Origin of the sequence: Curtobacterium sp. PhB115 (assembly GCF_003752025.1) — a bacterium.
In the GTDB taxonomy this organism is placed as follows: Bacteria; Actinomycetota; Actinomycetes; order Actinomycetales; family Microbacteriaceae; genus Curtobacterium.
In genome coordinates this window covers 536,825-557,017 of sequence record NZ_RJKR01000005.1, presented here as the reverse complement: position 1 = coordinate 557,017, position 20,193 = coordinate 536,825, and the positions used below count along the sequence as shown (strand labels likewise).

General features: G+C 70.8%; 18 protein-coding genes. 16 read left to right on the top strand and 2 right to left on the bottom strand.

Annotation, left to right across the window (positions count from 1 at the left end; translation table 11 throughout):
- Position 1: 1 nt before the first annotated feature.
- From EDF19_RS02845 to EDF19_RS02835, 3 genes are all read left to right on the top strand, one after another.
- Positions 2 to 205 (top strand): ribbon-helix-helix protein, CopG family, encoded by a 204-nt coding sequence (locus EDF19_RS02845; protein WP_185022638.1) that lies wholly within the window; start codon positions 2 to 4, stop codon positions 203 to 205.
- Positions 202 to 579: a type II toxin-antitoxin system death-on-curing family toxin gene (locus EDF19_RS02840; RefSeq protein ID WP_123679399.1), complete on the top strand. Its 378-nt coding sequence runs from the start codon at positions 202 to 204 to the stop codon at positions 577 to 579. Before EDF19_RS02845 ends, EDF19_RS02840 begins: the two co-directional genes overlap by 4 nt.
- Positions 580 to 640: 61 nt before the next feature.
- Positions 641 to 1,429 (top strand): sugar phosphate isomerase/epimerase, encoded by a 789-nt coding sequence (locus tag EDF19_RS02835; protein ID WP_123679398.1) that lies wholly within the window; start codon positions 641 to 643, stop codon positions 1,427 to 1,429.
- A gap of 453 nt (positions 1,430 to 1,882) precedes the next feature.
- Here EDF19_RS02835 and uxaC read toward each other — a convergent pair whose 3' ends face one another.
- The gene (gene uxaC / locus EDF19_RS02830) at positions 1,883 to 3,322 is read right to left on the bottom strand and encodes a glucuronate isomerase (protein ID WP_123679397.1); all 1,440 of its coding nucleotides are present in this window, start codon (positions 3,320 to 3,322) and stop codon (positions 1,883 to 1,885) included.
- A gap of 120 nt (positions 3,323 to 3,442) precedes the next feature.
- On the bottom strand, positions 3,443 to 4,441 hold the full coding sequence (locus EDF19_RS02825; protein WP_123679903.1) for a LacI family DNA-binding transcriptional regulator: 999 nt from the start codon (positions 4,439 to 4,441) through the stop codon (positions 3,443 to 3,445).
- 326 nt (positions 4,442 to 4,767) lie between these two features.
- Here EDF19_RS02825 and EDF19_RS02820 point away from each other — a divergent pair, with 326 nt between their 5' ends.
- The 13 genes from EDF19_RS02820 to mfd all read left to right on the top strand — a co-directional run bounded on the left by EDF19_RS02820 (position 4,768) and on the right by mfd (position 20,029).
- On the top strand, positions 4,768 to 6,111 hold the full coding sequence (locus EDF19_RS02820; RefSeq protein ID WP_260216872.1) for an ABC transporter substrate-binding protein: 1,344 nt from the start codon (positions 4,768 to 4,770) through the stop codon (positions 6,109 to 6,111).
- On the top strand, positions 6,111 to 7,139 hold the full coding sequence (locus EDF19_RS02815; protein WP_123679396.1) for a carbohydrate ABC transporter permease: 1,029 nt from the start codon (positions 6,111 to 6,113) through the stop codon (positions 7,137 to 7,139). The genes EDF19_RS02820 and EDF19_RS02815 overlap by 1 nt, the downstream gene beginning before the upstream one ends.
- Positions 7,136 to 8,080: a carbohydrate ABC transporter permease gene (locus EDF19_RS02810; protein WP_123679395.1), complete on the top strand. Its 945-nt coding sequence runs from the start codon at positions 7,136 to 7,138 to the stop codon at positions 8,078 to 8,080. The genes EDF19_RS02815 and EDF19_RS02810 overlap by 4 nt, the downstream gene beginning before the upstream one ends.
- Positions 8,081 to 8,154: 74 nt before the next feature.
- On the top strand, positions 8,155 to 8,994 hold the full coding sequence (locus tag EDF19_RS02805) for a sugar phosphate isomerase/epimerase (RefSeq protein WP_123679394.1): 840 nt from the start codon (positions 8,155 to 8,157) through the stop codon (positions 8,992 to 8,994).
- The gene (locus tag EDF19_RS02800) at positions 8,991 to 10,202 is read left to right on the top strand and encodes a Gfo/Idh/MocA family protein (RefSeq protein WP_123679393.1); all 1,212 of its coding nucleotides are present in this window, start codon (positions 8,991 to 8,993) and stop codon (positions 10,200 to 10,202) included. The genes EDF19_RS02805 and EDF19_RS02800 overlap by 4 nt, the downstream gene beginning before the upstream one ends.
- Positions 10,199 to 11,086, top strand: coding sequence for a sugar phosphate isomerase/epimerase (locus EDF19_RS02795; protein ID WP_123679392.1), 888 nt, complete (start codon positions 10,199 to 10,201; stop codon positions 11,084 to 11,086). Before EDF19_RS02800 ends, EDF19_RS02795 begins: the two co-directional genes overlap by 4 nt.
- Entirely contained in the window at positions 11,083 to 12,390 is a 1,308-nt protein-coding gene (locus EDF19_RS02790; protein WP_123679391.1) for a mannitol dehydrogenase family protein, read from the top strand. Before EDF19_RS02795 ends, EDF19_RS02790 begins: the two co-directional genes overlap by 4 nt.
- The gene (gene manD / locus EDF19_RS02785; protein ID WP_260216871.1) at positions 12,387 to 13,739 is read left to right on the top strand and encodes a D-mannonate dehydratase ManD; all 1,353 of its coding nucleotides are present in this window, start codon (positions 12,387 to 12,389) and stop codon (positions 13,737 to 13,739) included. Before EDF19_RS02790 ends, manD begins: the two co-directional genes overlap by 4 nt.
- Before the next feature lie 17 nt (positions 13,740 to 13,756).
- On the top strand, positions 13,757 to 14,668 hold the full coding sequence (locus EDF19_RS02780; protein WP_123679390.1) for a hypothetical protein: 912 nt from the start codon (positions 13,757 to 13,759) through the stop codon (positions 14,666 to 14,668).
- A gap of 203 nt (positions 14,669 to 14,871) precedes the next feature.
- Positions 14,872 to 15,495, top strand: a complete 624-nt coding sequence (locus EDF19_RS02775; RefSeq protein ID WP_123679389.1) for a 50S ribosomal protein L25/general stress protein Ctc — start codon at positions 14,872 to 14,874, stop codon at positions 15,493 to 15,495.
- A 45-nt stretch (positions 15,496 to 15,540) separates the two neighbouring features.
- Positions 15,541 to 16,125 (top strand): aminoacyl-tRNA hydrolase, encoded by a 585-nt coding sequence (pth, locus tag EDF19_RS02770; protein ID WP_123679388.1) that lies wholly within the window; start codon positions 15,541 to 15,543, stop codon positions 16,123 to 16,125.
- An 8-nt stretch (positions 16,126 to 16,133) separates the two neighbouring features.
- Positions 16,134 to 16,376 (top strand): hypothetical protein, encoded by a 243-nt coding sequence (locus EDF19_RS02765; protein ID WP_148071013.1) that lies wholly within the window; start codon positions 16,134 to 16,136, stop codon positions 16,374 to 16,376.
- 44 nt (positions 16,377 to 16,420) lie between these two features.
- On the top strand, positions 16,421 to 20,029 hold the full coding sequence (gene mfd / locus EDF19_RS02760) for a transcription-repair coupling factor (RefSeq protein ID WP_123679386.1): 3,609 nt from the start codon (positions 16,421 to 16,423) through the stop codon (positions 20,027 to 20,029).
- The last annotated feature ends 164 nt before the right edge of the window (positions 20,030 to 20,193 follow it).

The window sequence follows — 20,193 nt, the reverse complement described above, 5'->3', positions numbered from 1 at the left end:
CATGGCAATGACCCTCCGACTCGAAGACGCCGAGGCGGCCGCGCTCCGCAAGCGCGCCGACCTCGAGGCTCGGTCCATGCAGGACATCGCACGGGCAGCCATCCGTGAGTACATCGAGCACCACAGCCGTCAGGACCTCATCGACGGGATCCTCGACCGGGAGTTGCCGCAGTTCGCCGAGGCCCTTGAACGCCTCGGCCGATGATCCACCTCACGATCGAAGAGGCACTGCACATCGCGAGCCGGACCTTGGGTGACGATTTCGTGGTCCGCGACGTCGGGCTCCTCGAAGCAGCAGTTGCCCGGCCGGCAACGTCAGTCGGTGGTCGGGACGCTTACCTGTCGTTGCTCGAAAAGGCCGCCGCGTTGGTGCACTCAGTAGTCCGCAACCGCGCGCTCATCGATGGCAACAAGCGCCTCGGACTCATGTTGCTGGTGGTCTTCCTCGGCGTGAACGGTCGCCGGTTGCACGCGACCAACGACGAAGCCCACGACTTCATCATCGCGATCGCGGAGGGCGAGCTCGACGCCGTACCGGACATCGCCGCCGCGTTGCGCCCATTGGTGTCGGTGACCTGACGGTTCTGGCAACGAGTGGCAACAGCAGCCGAGCCCGAGCCGGACGAGTTGCATTGACCGCATGTCGTCCAGGGGACTCGGCGTCGTCGCCGGAGCAGAGCTGACCGAAGCCGTCCGCCGCGCAGGTGCCGACCACGTCGAACCGACGATCGCGGGGAACCTCGTCCTCCGAGACGGAACGGAATGGACACGCAACGAGGTCTACGCCGGAGCGCGGTTCCCGTCCTTCGCGATCCTGGTGCCGGGCGACCTGCCGTTGCTGACGACGGAATTCGACACCGTCCGGAGCTTCTTCGAATCGGTCCTGCCCATCGTCCGGTCGGTCGCCGAACCCGACGCGACGATCGTCTTCGGCTCGGGAACCGCGCGGCGCGCACCCGAGGGCATGGGCACCGACGAAGCCCTCCGACGCTTCGCCGAGGTGGTCCGGACCGCTCGGGACGTAGCAGCCGCGAACGACCTGCGGATCGTCGTCGAGCCGCTGAGCCGTGCCGAGACGAACGTGCTCAACACCGTCGCCGAGACCATCGCGTTCCTCGACGCCGCCGAGCTCGACGGGGTGCGCGTCGTCGCCGACCTGTTCCACATCCGGAACGAGGGCGAGTCGTTCGAGGTCCTCCGCAGTCACGGCGACCGCATCGGACACGTGCACCTCAGCGACCCGGACCGGCGACCACCGGGCAGCGTCGACGAGGTCTGGCGCGAGTTCCTCGTCGCGGTGCACGACGGCGGCTACCGGGGCTCGGTGTCGCTCGAGTGCCGGTGGTCCGGCGACCCTGCCGTCGCCGAGTCGGAGATCCGCAGCGCACTGGATCGCGTCCGCGAGGCCCGCGCGGCTCTCGCGCGCTGACCTCGCACGGTGCGAGGTCACCGTGCGCACGGTGCGAGGTCACCGCCCGCACCGTGGGAGGTCACCGTGCGCACGGTGCGAGGTCACCGCCCGCACCGTGGGAGGTCACCGTGCGCACGGTGCGAGGTCACCGCCCGCACGGTGCGAGGTCACCGCCCGGACCGTGCGAGGTTCCGCGCGCGGTGCGACGCCGCGAGCCTCGCACCAGGCGCGGAACCTCGCACACTGCGGCCGGCCGCCCGCCCGGCACCCCTCGGCACCGCGCACCCGCCCGGCACCCGCCCGCCACCCTGACGGTGCGAGGTTCCGCGGAGCGTGCGAGCCCGCGAGCCTCGCACCAGGCGCGGAACCTCGCACACTGCGCCCGCCTGGCGCCCCGCCGCCCGCCGCCCGCCGCCCGCCGCCCGCCGCCCGCCGCCCGCCCGCCCGGCGCCGGCCCGCCCGCCCGCGCCCCTACAACTTGAACGTCGCCCGCGGGATGTCGGACACGATGCGCTTCGCCGTGCGGACGGCGTCCTCCTCGGAGAGCTCGTGCGTGACGACGAGCGACGCCAGGTAGGCAGCATCCGCCCGACGGGCCATGTCGTGCCGCGCGGGGATGGAGCAGTACGCCCGGGTGTCGTCGATGAACCCGGAGGTCTTCGTGAACGACGCCGAGTCGGTGATGGCGGAGCGGTAGCGCCCGATCGCCGCCGGGGTGTCGATGAACCACCACGGCGCTCCGGCGTACACGGCGGGGTAGAAGCCGGCGAGTGGGCCGATCTCCCGCGAGAACACGGTCTCGTCGACGGTGAACAGCACGAGGTGGAAGCCGGGTGCGGTCCCGAACGACTCGAGCAGCGGCTGCAGCGGCGTGGTGAAGGACCCGACGGCGGGCAGGTCGTGGCCGGTGTCCGGGCCGAAGCGTTCGAGCGTCGGTGCGTGGTGGTTCCGTATCACGCCGGGGTGCAGTTGCATGACGAGGCCGTCCTCGACGCTCATCTCGGCCCAGCGGTAGAGCATGTCGTGCCGGTACGCGGCGGCGTCCGCCTCGGAGACGGAAGACGGGTCGCGGAGCGCCTCGGCGTGGATACGCTCGCGCGACGTGGCGGACAACGGCGACGAGCCAGCATCGAGCACTCCCGTGTCCGTGGCGGTCGCGCCGTGCTCGATGAAGTACTGGCGACGTGCGCGGAGTGCTGCCAACAGCCCGGCGTGGGTCCCCGTGTCGATGCCGGATGCCTGTCCGATGGACGCGACCACGGGCCTCCAGTCCGGCCGGGACGGGTCGAACACGGCGTCCGCGCGGAAGGTGGGGACCACCCGGCCGGTGAACGTGGGGTCGGCGGCGAGCTGCGCGTGCGCGGCGAGGTCGTCGGCGGGGCCGTCGGTGGTGGCGAGGACCTCGATGCCGAAGGTGTCGAACAGGGCACGCGGACGGAAGGCGGGGGAGGCGAGCAGGCCGGCGATGTGGTCGTACTGGGCGTCGGCGTTCGCCGCCGACGGCTGCTCCGTCAGCCCGAAGACGTCGTGCAGCTCGGTCTCGAACCAGTAGCGGACGGGGGTGCCGAGGAAGTCGTCCCAGTGGTCCGCCAGGTTCCGCCAGATGGCGCGACCGGGAGGCGCGGCGTGGGTCCCCGACAGGTCCGCGCGTCCCAGCGCGGCCAGGTCCACCCCGTTCGCGTGCAGCAGGCGGAGCACGTAGTGGTCCGGCGTGATGAGCAGGGACGCGGGGTCGCTGAACGGCTGGTCCGAAGCGATGAGGGCTGCGTCGACGTGCCCGTGCGGGGAGATGATCGGTGCGTCCTTGACTGCGTCGTAGACGGTCCGTGCGACCTGGCGCGCACCGGGGTCCGCGGGGAGCAGACGATCGGGGTGCGGGGCGAGGCGGGTGGCGGTCGTGGTCTGGGTCATCATCGACTCCTTCGGGGACAGCGGGGACAGCGGGGACAGCGGGACGGCGGGACGGCGGGACGGCGGGACGGCGGGACGGCGGGACAGCGGGGACAGGGGACGTCGGCGGGTCAGGACCGGTCAGGCGGGAGCGGGGCCCGTCGACTCCCGGACGGTCAGGTGGGTGGGCAGCGCGACGGCGCCGGTCATGTGCTCGCCGGGCAACTCGTCGGCGGGGATCGCACCGAGGCGGCCGAGCAGCATCCGGATCGCGACGCGGCCGGCGCGCTCGATCGGCGAGGTCATCGTGGTGAGCGGTGGGTTGCAGAAGTCGGCACCGAAGATGTCGTCGCAGCCGACGATGCTCATGTCCTCGGGGACGCGGACGCCCCGCTCCCGCAGCCGCGCGAGCATGCCGATGGCGATCAGGTCGTTGAAGGCGATGCAGGCGGTGGCCCCGGCGTGCACGGCGGCGTCGGCGGCCGCGGCTCCGGAGTCGACGAAGGGCGCGTGCGGGCCGATGCGGGCGACGCGGACCCCGAGGCGCTTCGCGACCCGCACGAGCGCCTTCCACCGACGCTCGTTCGACCACGAGCTGTCCGGACCGGCGACGTAGAGCACGTCGCGGTGGCCCAAGGAGACGAGGTGCTGCACGGCCTGCTCGACCCCGCCCGGGGTGTCGATGAGCACCGAGGGCACCCCGGCGGGCCGGCGGTTGACGACGACGAGCGGGATGCGTTCCGCGAACCGGGCGATCTGCGCGTCGGACAGGCGCGAGGCGGTGAGCACCACGCCGTCGGCCTTCGCGCCGATGGCACTGAGCGTCGCCATCTCGGCGTCGGCGGACTCCTCGGTGTCGACGAGCAGCTGCGTCCACCCGGCGCCGGCGAGCTGGTGCTGCGTGCCGCGGATCACGTCGAAGTAGAACGGGTTCGTGATGTCGGAGACGAGCACGGCGACGGCCCGGGTGCGGCCGGAGGTCAGTGCACGGGCCTGGGAGTTGGCGACGTAGCCGAGCTCGCGGGCGGCTCGTTGGATGCGCTCCTGGGTGCTGTGGTTCACGCGGTCCGGCAGGGACAGGGCACGGGACACGGTGGACGGCGCGACGCCGGTCGCGTCGGCGATGTCCCGGATGGTCACGCGCCGAGCGCCGCCGAAGCCGCCGCCGCCACCAGCGGCACTGCCGACCGCGCCGCCGCCAGCCGCGCCACCACCAGCAGCACCGCCGGCCGCGCCGTCACCAGCGGCACTGCCGACGTCCGTGTCGGCCGCACTGCCGACGTCCGTGTCTGTCTCACTCACGAGGCCGACCGTATTCGCGTCTGGCAACAAGTGGCAACCGGTTGCCGCATGTTGCCACCCGCGGAACAGTGGTGCCACCGGGCAGTGCCGCCCGGAGGAGGTCTCGAGGAGGAAACCCCCGGATGAAGACGCGAAGCGCGGCAACGCGCAGCACGAGAACACGAGTGAAGTCCCGCACCCTCGTCGGTGCCGTCGCGGTGGTCGCCCTCGCCGCACTCTCCCTGCAGGGCTGCGCCGTCGTGAACGGCAGCGGCGACGACCCGAACACCCTCCGCGTGATGATGGGCGCGGACACCACGTACCCCAAGGAGCGCAAGCAGTGGCAGCAGGACACCGCTGCCGAGTTCAAGCGCACCACCGGCGCGGACATCCAGTGGGAGACCTACTCCTCCGCGCAAGAGGAACTGACCGCGATCCAGACCAGCGTGATCTCCGGCCAGGGCCCCGACGTCTACGCCATCGGCACCACCTTCACCCCGACCGCGTACGCCACCGGCGCCTTCGTCGAGATGGGCAGCAAGCAGTGGAAGGCCATCGGCGGCAAGGACCAGTTCGACCCGGCGTCGTTCGGCATCTCGGGTCCGAGTGCCTCGAAGCAGATCGGCATCCCGTTCGCCAGCCGCCCGTTCGTCATGGCGGTGAACAAGGACCTGCTCGCGAAGGCCGGCATCACCGACATGCCGACCACGTGGGACGAGCTCACCGCGGACGCGAAGGCGACGACCACGGACGGCCGGCACGGCTTGGCCGTCGCGTACGCCGACGGCTTCGACCCGTGGAAGTTCGTCTGGGGCATGGCGCAGAACGCCGGCAACACGATCGTCTCCGACGACGGCAAGGCCGAGATCGACAGCGACGCCGTCGAGCAGGCCTACCGCACCTACTTCGACTGGGTCACGAAGGACGGCGTCGTCGACAAGGCGGCGATCGGGTGGAACAACGCCCAGGCGCTCGCGCAGTTCACCGAGGGCAAGGCCGCCTTCTTCCCGATGACCACCACGACCGCGATCAACTCGTTCAAGGACACCAAGGTCGACGGCGAGTACGAGTTCGCACTGCTCCCAACGGTCCCGCCGGGTGCGAGTGAACGGCCGGCCGACGGCATCGAGGCCGCGAGCATCCTGTCCGGCGACAACTGGGTCGTGGCCGACTACGGCACGAAGCAGGACCTGTCGTTCGACTTCATCAAGCAGCTCAGCGCGCCGAAGGCCCAGCTCGAGTACTACGACCTGTTCGGCAACCTGCCGACCAACGCCGACGCGGCCGCGAAGCTCGCGGCCGACAACCCGCAGCTCAAGCCGATCATCGACGCCGGCCGCCTGTCGAAGCCGACGGCGTTCACGGGCGCGTGGTCCGACATCCAGCTCGCCCTCGTCGACGTGGTCGTCCAGTCGATCCCGTCGCTCAAGTCCGGCGAGGTGACCGACGACCAGCTCCGGAAGCGCCTGCAGGACGCCCAGAAGGACGCCCAAGCCACCCTGAACCGTCAGAAGAACGGAGGTCTGTGATGACCAGCACGCAGACCAAGCCGCAGACCGGTCCGCGCCAGCCGGCGCCGCAGACCGTCCGACCGGCCGGCAAGACCCCGCTCTACAAGAAGGAGCGTCCGCTCTGGATGCTCCTGCCCGGCGGCGTCCTCATGCTCGCCGTCATCGTTGTGCCGCTCCTGGTGGGCTTCTACATCGCGATGCTCGACCTGGACCAGTACACGCTCCGGCAGTGGTTCAGCGCCCCGTTCATCGGGTTCGCGAACTTCGTCGAGGCCTTCACGAACTCGCCGCTGCTGCACTCGATCTGGATCTCGGTCTCGCTGTCGGTGCTCGTCACCGCGGTCACCGTCCCGATCGGTGTCGCCGCGGCGATCTCGACCCAGAACCGGTTCCCGGGCCGCGGGCTCGTCCGCTCGATCTACCTGATCCCCTACGTGCTGCCCGCGTTCGTCGTCGGTACGTTCTTCCGCACGATGCTGCAGCCGCAGGGCGTCGTGAACTCGATCCTGCACACCGACGTGCTCTGGCTGAACGGCTCCGCGTCGTACTGGGCGCTGGCCGGCGTGATGATCTGGACGAGCTGGCCGTTCGTCTACCTGCTGTCCCTGGCCGGGCTGCAGGCCGTGGACAACGAGGTGCACGAGGCCGCCGCACTCGACGGGGTGACCTGGTGGGCGAAGCTGCGCTACATCATCTTCCCGTACCTGCGCGGACCCCTCAGCCTCGCGGTCATCATCGCGATCCTGCACAACATCAACAACTTCACCCTGCCGTTCGTGCTCTTCGGCATCCCGTTGCCCTCGAGCGTCGAGGTGATGCCCGTCCTGACGTACATCGCGAGCTTCCAGTCGTTCCGCTTCGGACTGTCCGCGGCGATGGCGATCTGCTCCCTCGTGATCGTCGCCATCCCGCTGTTCGTCTACCTGCGGGCCGTCAAGCTCGACACCGGTGACGACGCGGGCCCCAACCGGAAGCAGCGTCGCGCCGACCGCGCCACGCTCGCCGCCGCCCCGACCGCCGCCGACATCGACGGAGCACGCGCATGAGCACGTTCACGACCAGGACCCGCCCCACCGCGACGCTCACCGAGAGCATCACGGCCCCCGCCGGTCGCCGGCACAAGCGTCCGTACGACACCGACGTCACCCGGCTGCTGCCGCGTTGGCTGCTCATCGTGGTGATCGCCGTCATCGTCGCGTTCATCGCCGTCCCGGTGCTCTACATCCTGTTCGGATCGGTCAACTCCGACGTCGCGGTGGCCCGCGGCGAGTACTTCCCGTCCGAGTTCACCCTGTCGAACTACGTCGAGATCTGGTCGACCGTCGCGCTCGGTGAGGGGTTGGTCAACAGCATCCTCACCGCCGGCGCGGTCGCTGTCGCCAGTGCTGCCCTGGCGGTGTCGACGGCGTACGTCCTCGTGCGCTTCCGGTTCCTCGGTCGCCTGACCATCCTGCGTGGGCTCCTCGCCCTGCAGTCGATCCCGGGCACGCTCCTGCTCCTGCCGGTGTTCGTGGTCTTCTCGAACATCGCCAGCGCGACGGGCGTGCAGATCATCGGGACCCGCTGGGGCCTGTTCGTCACGTACCTGACGTTCGCCCTGCCGTTCTCGACGTGGGTGATGGTCACCTACCTGCGTGGTCTGCCGAAGGAGCTCGAAGAAGCGGCGCGCATCGACGGCGCCTCGAGCACGAAGATCCTGACGAAGATCGTCCTGCCGTTGTCGTGGCCCGGCATCGTCGTCTCCGCGATCTTCGCCTTCCTGCTCGGCTGGAACGACGTCCTGTTCTCCACGATCATGACGACCCCGAACACCAGGACGGTGGCCGTGGTCCTGCAGGTGCTCGGCACCACGCAGGAGGGCGGTGCGGTCCCGATCTACGGCCAGATGATGGCCGCCTCGATCGTCTGCGCCGTACCGGTCGTCGCGCTCTACCTCATCTTCCAGCGCTACCTGGTCGGCGGTCTGACCGCCGGTTCCGTGAAGTAGCAAGCAACCAAGAACCGGACTGGAGGCCCGTGGCGGCCCCGCCACGCGCCTCCAGTCCGACACGAAAGGACACCATGACCGACCAGCCCAGTTGGGAACTCTCCGGTTTCGGCGACGAGATCGACTCGGACCCCGTCGTCCAGGTCGCGGTCCTGCAGGCGCTCGGCGCGAGCGCCATCGAGGTCCGCAGCGCCTGGGGCGTGAACGTCGTCGACCTCGACGAGGACCAGCTCTCCGGCCTCCACCGCCTGCTCGAGGAGCGCGGACAGACCGTGTCCGCCATCGCCTCGCCGATCGGCAAGGTCTCCGTCGACGAGCCCGTCGAGCACGAGGTCGAACGGCTCGGCCGGGCGATCCGCGCCGCACACGCCCTCGGCACGAAGTACATCCGGATCTTCTCGTTCTACTTCGAGGGCCGGCAGCCGGAGGACGTCCGTGACGACGTCCTCGTCCGGATGCGCGCCCTCGCCGACCTCGCCGAGCGCGAGGGCGTGACCCTGCTGCACGAGAACGAGAAGGACATCTACGGCGACGTCCCCTCGCGCGTGCTCGACATCGTCGAGAGCGTCGGGTCCCAGGCGCTCCGACTGGCCTGGGACAACGCGAACTACGTGCAGTGCGGCGTCAAGCCGTTCACCGACGGCTGGGCGCAGCTCGCGCCCTACGTCGACTACCTGCAGGTCAAGGACGCCCTGGCCGCCGACTCGTCGGTGGTCCCCGCGGGCGAGGGCGACGGCGAACTCCTCCAGACCCTCACCGCCCTCCGCGACGCCGGGTACTCCGGCTACGCCTCCCTCGAGCCGCACCTCAGCGACTTCACCTCCCTCGGCGGGTTCTCCGGCCCCGCGGCCTTCGGGCGCGCCGGCCGTGCCCTCCGCACCCTCACCGACCAGATCGGAGTCACCCTGCGATGACCACCCCACTGAAGTTGGCAGTCGTCGGCGCCGGCGTCATCGGACGCCACCACGCCAAGGTCGCCGTCCACCACCCGGACCTGCAGGTCGTCGCCCTCGTCGACGCGATCCCCGCCGCCGCCACGAGCGCCGCCGACGAGGTCGAGGCGATGGGCGTCGACCGCCCGATCACCACCGAGACCATCGAGGAGGCGATCGCGCAGACCGACATCGACGTCGTCGCGATCTGCTCGCCGTCCGGCATGCACGTGCAGCTCGCCGAGGCCGCCCTGGCCGCCGGCAAGCACGTCGTCATCGAGAAGCCGCTCGACACCACGATGCCCAGGGCTCGGCAGATCGCGGCGCTCGCCGCATCGGCGCGCGAGCGTGGACTCGTCACGAGCGTCATCAGCCAGCACCGCTTCGACCCGGCCTCGGCCGCCGTCGCCGCAGCCGCCCACGACGGCGGGTTCGGCACCGTGACCTCGGGCCTCGCGAGCGTCGCCTGGTACCGGTCGCAGGGCTACTACGACTCCGGCGACTGGCGCGGCACCTGGGCACTCGACGGCGGTGGCGCCGTGATGAACCAGGGCGTGCACACCGTCGACCTGCTCGTCTGGGCGCTCGGCCGTCCGGTCGAGATCTCGGCCCAGACCGGACTGCTCGCGCACGACCGCATCGAGGTCGAGGACACCGCCGTCGCCACCGTCCGGTTCGCCGGCGGTGCCCTCGGCGTCATCCACTGCACGACCGCCGCGTACCCGGGGCTCTCCGCTCGCTACGCCGTCTACGGCACGCACGGGTCCGCGATCGTCGACGACGACCGCCTGGCCTACTTCCACATCGCACCCGACGCCGCGACCCTCGAGTCCGCGTCGACCACCTCGAACGCCTCGGCGGTCGCGGGCGCCGTCGACCAGAAGGACGACGTCGTCCCGCCGGAGCACGTCGTCGGCGGTCCGGCCGAACCCGACCACTTCGCCGCAGGGCACGGTCGGCAGTACACCGACATCGTGGCCGCGATCCGCGAGGGCCGTGAGCCAGGCGTCACCGTCGACGCAGCCCTCGTGTCGCTCGCCACCGTCCGTGGGCTGTACGTCAGCGCGACGCTCGGGCAGCCCGTCCGGATCGACGACGTGATCGAGGGCAAGTACGACGAGGTGGTGCCGGTCGTCGGCGTCGCAACAACGTCGGACACCGCCACCGCAACTGAAGGAGCCACCCGATGAAGTTCTCCGTGTTCACCGCCTCCACCCCCGACTGGACCCCTGCCGAAGCCGCCGAGACCCTGGCCGAACAGGGCTGGGACGGCATCGAGTGGCGCATCGTCGACGACCGCCCGGCATCCGGCGAGACCGTCCCCGCTGCTCGCTCGTTCTGGGCCGGCAACAACTCCACGTGGCAGTTCACCGGCATCCAGGACCAGGTCGGCGAGATCGCCCGGATCACCGACGGCGCCGGCCTCGAGTACTCCGGCATCGGCGGGTACCAGCAGGCGTCGGACCACGAGGGCGTCGACACGATGCTCCGGGTCACGAGCGAACTCGGCGCCCGGCAGGTCCGGGTCTCGATGCCGATGTACCGGCAGGAGAAGGAACGCACCGGCGAGACGTACGGGCAGATCTTCGACCGCACCCGCGCCGACCTCGAGTGGGCGGTGACCCGGGCCACCGAGCTCGGCGTCAAGGCGCTCGTCGAGCTGCACCACATGACGATCACGCCCTCCGCCTCGGCAGCGCTGCGGCTCGTCGACGGCCTCGACCCGGAGCACATCGGCGTCATCCACGACCTCGGCAACCTGGTCATCGAGGGGCAGGAGGACCACCTCGCCGCGTTCGAGCTCCTCGGCCCGTACCTCGCGCACGCCCACGTGAAGAACGCCCGCTGGGTCGACACCGGCGACACCCGCGCCGACGGCAGCACGATCTGGCAGAACGAGTGGGCGCCGCTGCGCACCGGGCAGGCGTCGGTCTCCGAGTACCTCGACGCGCTCCGCCAGGTCGGCTACGACGGCTGGGTCACCATCGAGGACTTCTCCACCGACCTGCCGCTCGAGGCCCGCACCGCCGACAACCTGGCGTACCTGCGGTCCCTCGTGCCGGTGTCGGCATGACCGATCGCCGACCGGGCATCGTCCATGTGGGAGTGGGCGCGTTCGCGCGCGCCCACCTCGCCTGGTATACGGCGCACGCGTCGGGGGAGCCGTGGGGCATCACCGCCTTCACCGGTCGGTCGCCAGCGGCGGCGGACGCGCTGGCCGCGCAGGACTGCCGGTACACGCTCATCACGCGTGGCGCAGCAGGCGACGACGCCGAGGTGGTCGACACGATCGTGGCCGCCCACCCGGGCAGCGACGACACGGCCTGGAGGCACGTGGTCGCGTCCCCGGGAACGACCATCGTCACGCTGACGGTCACCGAGCAGGGCTACCGGTCCGGTTCCGACGTCCCAGCTCGGTTGGTCGCGGGGCTCGACGCCCGGCGTGCCGCCGGGGCTGGGCGCATCGCGCTGGTCAGCTTGGACAACCTGACGCACAACGGGTCGGTGCTCCGCGAGGCCGTGCTCGGTGCCGCCACCGACACCGACCTGCGCTCGTGGATCGAGGAGCACGTCTCGTTCCCGTCCTCGATGGTGGACCGGATCACGCCGGCCACCACCGACGCCGACGTCGCGGACCTCGCGGCGTTGCCCGGTGCCCTCGCCGGGGACCGGGTGCCCGTCGTCACCGAGCCCTTCGCGGAGTGGGTGCTCGAGGACGCCTTCGACGGGATCGACCGCCCCGCGTGGGAGACCGCCGGGGTACGCATCGTCGAGGACGTCACCCCGTACGAGCAACGGAAGCTCTGGCTGCTGAACGGGTCGCACTCGCTGCTCGCGTACCTCGGCCCGCTGCTCGGGCACGAGACCGTCGCCGAGGCGATGGACGACCCGGTGTGCCGCGCCGCCGTCGAGCAGCTGTGGGACGAAGCCGCCCTCGAACTGCCGTTGCCCGCTGCCGAGGTCGTGGAAGCCCGGGGCGCCCTGGTCGAGCGGTTCGCGAACCCCCGCATCCGGCACACCCTGCGGCAGATCGCCTCCGGCGGGTCGCAGAAGCTGCCCGTCCGGGTGGTCGACGTCGTGCGGCACCGACTCGAGCGGGACCCCTCCGCCGGCATCGGGCCCGGCGCCGCGACCGCGATCGCGGCGTGGTGGCTCCACGTCACGACGCAGCCGGACCTCGTGGACGACGACGGAGCACCCGGGGCAGACTCGGACGTGCACGACGTGCACGACGTGCACGACGTGCTGCGCGTCATCGGCCCCGACCTCGACACCACCCCCGTGGTCGCCGCCATCATCGCGGCCGCCGACGACATCCGGGCGGCGGGCACCGCCGCACGCACCACCACCAGCACCGACGAAGGAGTCCACGCATGACCGACACGACCACGAACCCCGCGGCACCGGTGCCGGGCGCCACCGACACCGGCGCTGCGACCGGGGCGACCTCCGGGCGTCCGGACACGTGGGCGTCGGCCGATCGCGGCCAGCTCATCGAGCGTGCCGAGGTCATCGTCACCAGCCCGAACCGGAACTTCGTGACGCTCAAGATCACGACGGCCGACGGTGTCACGGGCCTCGGCGACGCGACGCTGAACGGCCGCGAGCTCGGTGTCGCCGCGTACCTGTCCGAGCACGTCGTCCCGCTGCTGATCGGCCGCGACGCCAGCCGCATCGAGGATGCCTGGCAGTTCCTGTACCGCTCGTCGTACTGGCGTCGCGGTCCCGTCACGATGGCCGCGATCGCGTCGGTCGACATGGCGCTCTGGGACATCAAGGCCAAGGTCGCCGGGATGCCGCTCTACCAGCTGCTCGGCGGGGCATCCCGCACCGGGCTCATGGCGTACGGGCACGCCTCCGGCAAGGAGCTGCCCGAGCTGTTCGACTCGATCCGCGAGCACCAGGAAGAGGGCTACCGCTCGATCCGCGTGCAGACCGGCGTCCCCGGCCTCGAGAGCATCTACGGCATCGCGTCGAACAAGACCACCGAGGGCAACAGCGGCGTCCGCTACGACTTCGAACCGGCCCAGCGCGGAGCCTTCCCCGCCATGGAGGACTGGGACACCCGCGCCTACCTGCGCCACGTCCCCACCGTGTTCGAGGCCGTCCGCAACGAGTTCGGACCCGAACTGCCGCTGCTGCACGACGGCCACCACCGGATGACGCCGCTGCAGGCCGCGAAGCTCGGCAAGTCGCTCGAGCCGTACGACCTGTTCTGGCTCGAGGACTGCACCCCCGCCGAGAACCAGGAGGCACTGAAGCTCGTCCGGCAGCACACCACGACGCCGCTCGCGATCGGCGAGGTCTTCAACACGATCTGGGACTTCAAGGACATCATCCGCGACCAGCTCATCGACTACGTCCGCGGCGCCGTCACGCACATGGGCGGCATCTCCCCGCTGAAGAAGACGATGGACTACGCCGCGATGTACCAGATCAAGTCCGGGTTCCACGGGCCGACCGACATCTCGCCGGTGGGCCTCGCGGCGCAGATGCACCTCGGCATGGCGATCCACAACTTCGGCATCCAGGAGTACATGCAGCACGGCCCGCAGACGAACCAGGTGTTCCGGCAGACGTTCACCTTCACCGACGGCTACCTGCACCCCGGTGACGAGCCGGGCCTCGGGGTCAGCCTCGACGTCGACGAGGCCGGCAAGTACCCCTACGAGCAGGCCTACCTGCCGTTCAACCGCCTGGCCGACGGCACCGTCCACGACTGGTAGCGGGCAAGCTGGAGGGCATGGAGTTCGAGGACGTCGCCAGGGAGCTGCTGCTCGTCGCGCCGGGGGACTTCGTCGCCGAGCGCACGGCACGGCAACGGGCCGCGCGGAAGGACGACCGCGACCTGGCGACGGCGATCGGGAAGCTCCGGAAGCCGGCGCCCGCGGCGTGGGTGATCGACCTGCTCGCGCACGAGGGCGCCCTCGACGAGGCAGTCGATCTCGGGCCGGCCCTGCGGAAGGCCCAGCAGGATGCCGACCCCGGCGAGATCCGGAAGCTCCGGCAGCAGCGCTCGGGCGTGGTCGACGCCCTCGCGCAGGCCGGGGCGGACCTGGCTTCCGACGCCGGACACCCGGTGACCCCTGCCGTGCTCGACCAGGTGCGCGCGACGATCGAGGCGGCGATGGCGGACCCACACGCGGGCGCGGCCGTGCGGTCGGGGCTGCTCGTGACGCCGTTGGAGAGCGTGGGGTTCGACGAGGTCGACCTGGACGGGGCGCTCGCGGATCCCGACGCGGTGCCGGACGCCTGGTCCGGCAGCGATGCCCCACCCATCCCCATCTCGGAGGCGAGGGGTGCGCGGAAGGCGAGCCGCGCCTCCAGGCCGACGGGGACGCGACCACAGGACGAACCCGAGCCGGAAGCCGAACCAGAGCCGAAGCGCGACCCGGCCGCCGACCGGAAGGCCGCACGCCAGGCCGAGACGACGGCGCGAGCCGAGTCCCGTGACGCCGACGCCGCACTCGACGCCGCTGAGACCGCCCTCGAGCAGGCCGAGGACCACCGGGCAGACCTCCAGCGACAACTCGAGCAGGCCGAGGCCGACGTCGAGCGGGCCGAACGGGCGCGCGACGATGCCGAAGCGGCGAGCAACGAGGCGCGGGAACTCCTGGCGGCGGCTCAGAAGCACCGTCGGAGCCTCGGCCGCTGACGGTACGACACGCCCGGAACGACCCTGCTAGACTCGGTGACTGACTTCGGCGAGGGCTGCGCACGCGCAGCCGTGATCGACGCGGTGGGAGACCCGGCCCAGTCCAGGGAACGTTCCTCACGCGTGCACGCGTTCGAGTTGCAACACCACAGACCCCCACGACGCCGGACCGCCGGTGTCGACCCCCGAGACCAGGAGGCACCATGGCCGACTACACGAAGCTCGCAGCGGACGTCCGCACCAAGTTCGGCAAGGGTGCAGCGCGCAAGCTCCGCGCCGCCGACAAGATCCCCGCAGTGGTCTACGGCCACGGCACCGAGCCGCAGCACATCTCGCTGCCCGGTCACGAGACCATGCTGCTCGTCCGTACCGCCAACGCGGTCGTCGACCTCGACATCGAGGGTGCTGCCCAGCTCGCCCTCGTCAAGGACGTCCAGCGTGACCCGGTGCGCCAGATCATCGAGCACATCGACCTCGTGGTGCTGCGCCGCGGCGAGAAGGTCACGGTCGACGTGCCCGTCGTCATCGAGGGCGAGTCCTTCTCCGGCACGATCCACGTGCAGGACCTGAACACGGTCTCGCTGCTCGTCCTCGCGACCGACATCCCGGAGCACGTCGTCGTCAACGTCGAGGGCCTCGAGGACGGCGTGCAGATCCACGCCGCCCAGCTCGAGCTCCCCGAGGGCGCCGAGCTCGAGACCGACGCCGAGGCACTCGTCGTCGCGATCGTCACCCCGCGTGGCACCGCTGACGACGACGCCGCCGACGAGGCCTCGGCCGAGGCCGGCGCCGAGTCGGGTGCCGAGGGCGCCGCGGACTCCGAGTAAGCACCAGTCGCTGGACATCTGGTCGACGCTGATGGCGGAGTGCTGATGACGGGCAACACGCTCGTGGTGGTCGGGCTCGGGAACCCCGGGCCCGGCTACGCCGGCAACCGCCACAACGTCGGCCAGATGGTCCTCGACGAACTCGCTGCCCGCATGGGCGCGACGTTCAAGAAGCACAAGACGCCGAACCACGTCGCCGAGGGACGCCTGGTGCCCGGCGGCACACGACTCGTGCTCGCGAAGCCCGGGTCGTTCATGAACACCTCGGGTGGGCCGGTCTCCTCGGTGCTCGGGTTCTACAGCGCGACGCCGGCCGACCTCGTGGTCGTGCACGACGAGCTCGACTTGCCGTTCGACACCGTCCGCCTCAAGGGCAGCGGGGGTCACGGCGGGCACAACGGGCTGCGCGACATCATCAAGGCCACCGGCACGAACGAGTTCATGCGGGTGCGGGTCGGGATCGGTCGTCCCCCCGGTCGTCAGGACCCCGCCGACTACGTGCTGCGTGACTTCGCCGCAGCCGAGAAGAAGACGCTGCCGAACCTGCTGTCCGACGCGGCCGACGCCGTCGAGGCGATCGCGGAGGTCGGACTCCTCGCCGCCCAGCAGCGCGTGCACGCCCCGTCCTGATGCACGGCGTGGGCTCTGTGGTCCTGGCGACGACCGGTCCGGTGCAGCACGTGGCCGTCATCATCGTGGCCGTGATCGGGCTGACGTTCGCGATCACCGCGCGCATCCTGACGCGTCGGGTCATCCGGCAGAACAGCGACGACGCGCGGCAGAACAGCGACGACGCGCGGCGGAACGGCGGCGCCGCGCGGCGGGACGGCGACGCCGCGCCGACGTCCCCGCCGGATGACCTCGAACCCGGCCAGTACTGAGTCCGTCGCGAGCACTGTCGGTCGTGGCCGGTACCATCTCCTGAGTGACGATCTCGGGCATCATCCCTGCGCTCTCGCGCGCCTCCGCGTTCGATCGCGTGCTCCGCGCCGCGCCTCGCGACGCCGACTTCTCGGTCGTCGACGGTCTGCGGGTCCCGCTCCTCGGGGCCCTGATCGCCGAGCGGAACGGCCCGCAGTGCGTCCTCGTCATCACCGCCACGGGGCGTGAGGCCGAGGCGGTCCGCGACGCCCTCGGCAGCTACGTCCCCGAAGCCGACGTCCTCGAGTTCCCGGCGTGGGAGACCCTGCCGCACGAGCGTCTCAGCCCGAGCGCCCAGACGGTGGGCACCCGGATCGCGACGCTGCGGCGGCTCGCAGCGTGGTCGGCGGCCGACGCTGCCGATCGCCGCACCACCATCGTCGTCGCGAGCGTCCGCGCAGCGCTGCAGCCGATCGCCGCCAACCTCACCTCGCTCGCGCCGGTGCTGCTCCGCACCGACTCGCGCGGCAACGACCTGGCCGCCATCGCCGCGAAGCTCGTCGACATGGCGTACGCGCGGGTCGACCTCGTCACCCGACGCGGGGAGTTCGCGGTGCGCGGCGGCATCCTCGACGTCTTCCCGCCGACCGCGGACCACCCCGTGCGTGTCGACTTCTTCGGCGACGAGATCGAGGCCATCAAGGCGTTCTCGGTCGCCGACCAGCGCACGACCGAGGACGACCTCGGCTCGGTCGAGCTCACCGCCTCGCGCGAACTCCTGCTCAGCGACGACGTCCGACAGCGGGCGCGCGAGATGCTGCACGAGTTCCCGAACCTGTCCCAGATGCTCGCGAAGATCGCCGAGGGCATCCCGGTCGAGGGCATGGAGTCCCTCGCCCCCGCGCTCGTGCAGGACCTCGTGCCGATGACGTCGTACCTGCCCGAGGACGCCACGATCGCGGTGTTCTCGCCCGAGCGGGTGAACGGCCGGGCGAACAGCCTGGCGGAGACGAACACCGAGTTCCTGCAGGCCGCGTGGAGCGCAGCGGTCGCCGGGGCCCAGGCGCCGATCGACCTCGACGCCGGCAACTTCCTCACCGTGCAGCAGCTCAAGAACACCCGCGGGCAGCGGACCTGGTGGACGGTGTCCCCGTTCGACTCCGGGCTCGACGAGGGCGACACCGCGCGCGTCCTCACCGACGCCGAGGCGGCAGCCGAGGCGGGGGAGTACATCCGCGTCCGCGCCGAGGCCGTGCCGAGCTTCGCGGGCAGCGCCGACGGCGCGATCGCGCACGTCAAGGCGCTCACCGATGACGGGTGGGCGGTCGTGGTGACCGCTCAGGGGCAGGGTCTGGTCGAGCGGGCGGTGCAGGTCCTCGCCGACGCCGGCGTCGCAGCCCGTGCCGAAGCCCTCACCGCGCCTCCCGAGCCGGGTGTGGCCATCGTCACGACCGCGACCGTCGAGCACGGCTTCGCCACCCCGGATCCGCGCATCGCGGTCCTCAGCGAAGCGGAGTTCTACGGCCGGAGCGTCCAGCAGGGCGCCCGCACGGTCAAGAAGCTCGCGAGCCGACGCAAGAACGTCGTCGACCCGCTGCAGCTCAAGCCGGGCGACGTCGTGGTGCACGCCACGCACGGCATCGGGAAGTTCGTCGAGCTGGTGAGCCGCGAGGTCAGCTCCGGTGGGCGCAACGCCGTGAAGACGCAGCGCGAGTACCTCGTGCTCGAGTACGCGCCGTCGAAGCGGAACTACCCGGGCGACAAGCTCTTCGTGCCGACCGACCAGCTCGACCAGCTGTCCCGCTACGTCGGTGGTGAGTCCCCGACCCTGTCCAAGATGGGAGGCTCGGACTGGTCCGCCGCCAAGTCGAAGGCCCGCAAGGCCGTCCGCGACATCGCCGTCGACCTGGTGAAGCTGTACTCGGCGCGGATGGCGTCGAAGGGGCACGCGTTCGGCCCGGACACCCCGTGGCAGCGCGAGCTGGAAGAGGCGTTCCCGTTCGCCGAGACCGCTGACCAGCTCACCACGATCGACGAGATCAAGCGCGACATGGAGCGGCCGATCCCGATGGACCGCCTGCTGTCCGGCGACGTCGGCTACGGCAAGACCGAGGTCGCGATCCGTGCCGCGTTCAAGGCGGTGCAGGACGGCAAGCAGGTCGTCATGCTCGTGCCGACGACCCTGCTCGTCCGCCAGCACATGGAGACCTTCCAGGAGCGGTTCGCCGGGTTCCCCGTGCACCTCCGCGCCCTCAGCCGGTTCCAGTCCGAGAAGGAATCGAAGGAGACCATCGCCGGGCTCGCCGACGGCACCGTCGACATCGTCATCGCGACCCACCGGATCCTGTCGCAGGGCATCACCTTCAAGGAAGTCGGGCTCGTCATCATCGACGAGGAACAGCGGTTCGGCGTCGAGCACAAGGACCAGCTGAAGAAGTTCAAGACGAACGTCGACGTCCTCGCGATGTCGGCCACCCCGATCCCGCGGTCGCTCGAGATGGCGGTCACGGGCATCCGCGAGATGTCGACCCTGGCGACCCCACCAGAGGACCGGCACCCGATCCTGACGTTCGTCGGGCCGCAGTCCGACCTGCAGGTGGCCGCAGCGATCCGCCGTGAGCTCCTCCGCGAGGGCCAGGTGTTCTACGTGCACAACCGCGTGAAGGACATCCAGGGCGTCGCGGCGCACCTCGCCGAGATCGTCCCGGACGCCCGCATCGCCGTGGCGCACGGGCAGATGTCCGAGAGCACCCTCGAGCAGGTCATGGTCGACTTCTGGGAACGTCGGTTCGACGTCCTCGTGTCGACGACGATCATCGAGACCGGCCTGGACATCGCGAACGCGAACACCCTCATCATCGACAAGGCCGACAAGTACGGCCTGTCGCAGCTCCACCAGCTCCGCGGCCGTGTGGGTCGTGGCCGCGAGCGTGGGTACGCGTACTTCCTCTACGACTCCGAGAAGCCCCTGTCCGAGACCGCACAGGACCGCCTCGAGACGATCGCCGCGAACAACGAGCTCGGCGCTGGCATGCAGGTCGCCATGAAGGACCTCGAGATCCGCGGCGCCGGCAACCTGCTCGGTGGCGAGCAGTCCGGCCACATCGCGGGCGTCGGGTTCGACCTGTACCTCCGGATGATCGGCGAGGCGGTGTCGCAGTTCCGCGGGGACGTGGCCGAGGGGCAGACCGAGCTCCGGCTCGAGATCCCCGTCGACGCGCACATCCCGGAGGACTACGTCGAGTCCGAGCGGCTCCGCCTCGAGGCGTACCAGAAGCTCTCGGCGGCCTCGGCCCCGACGGCGCAGCGGGACGCCATCGACATGGTGCTCGACGAGCTCACCGACCGCTACGGACAGCCGCCGCAGGCCGTGCAGACGCTGGTCGAGGTGTCTCGTCTGCGTCGGATGGCGCAGCAGGTCGGCCTGTCCGACGTCGTCGTGATGGGCTCCAACCTGCGCGTCGCGGGCAAGGAGCTCGCCGACTCGTCACAGGTGCGGCTCAAGCGGATGTTCCCGGGCGCACGGTGGTTCCCGCAGCAGAACGCGGCGAGCATCCCGCTGCCCCGGCCGAACGACCAGGCGCTGCCGGACGACGCACTCATCCAGTGGGTCGAGAGCATCCTGACCGCCGTGTACGGCGCGACGACCCCGGCAGAGGCCCCGGCCGCGTAGACGCGAGTCGCTGCCGGCCTGGAGGCGCGGGGCGGGCCCGCACCGCGCCTCCAGTCCGGTAGTGGGGCGCGTGCGTGGTGCGTGGTGCGTGCGCGACGTACACGCGGTTCGCGACGAAGCACGACGCGATCGACGCGTGTTCTGTCGCAAAGCGGGTGTGCGCC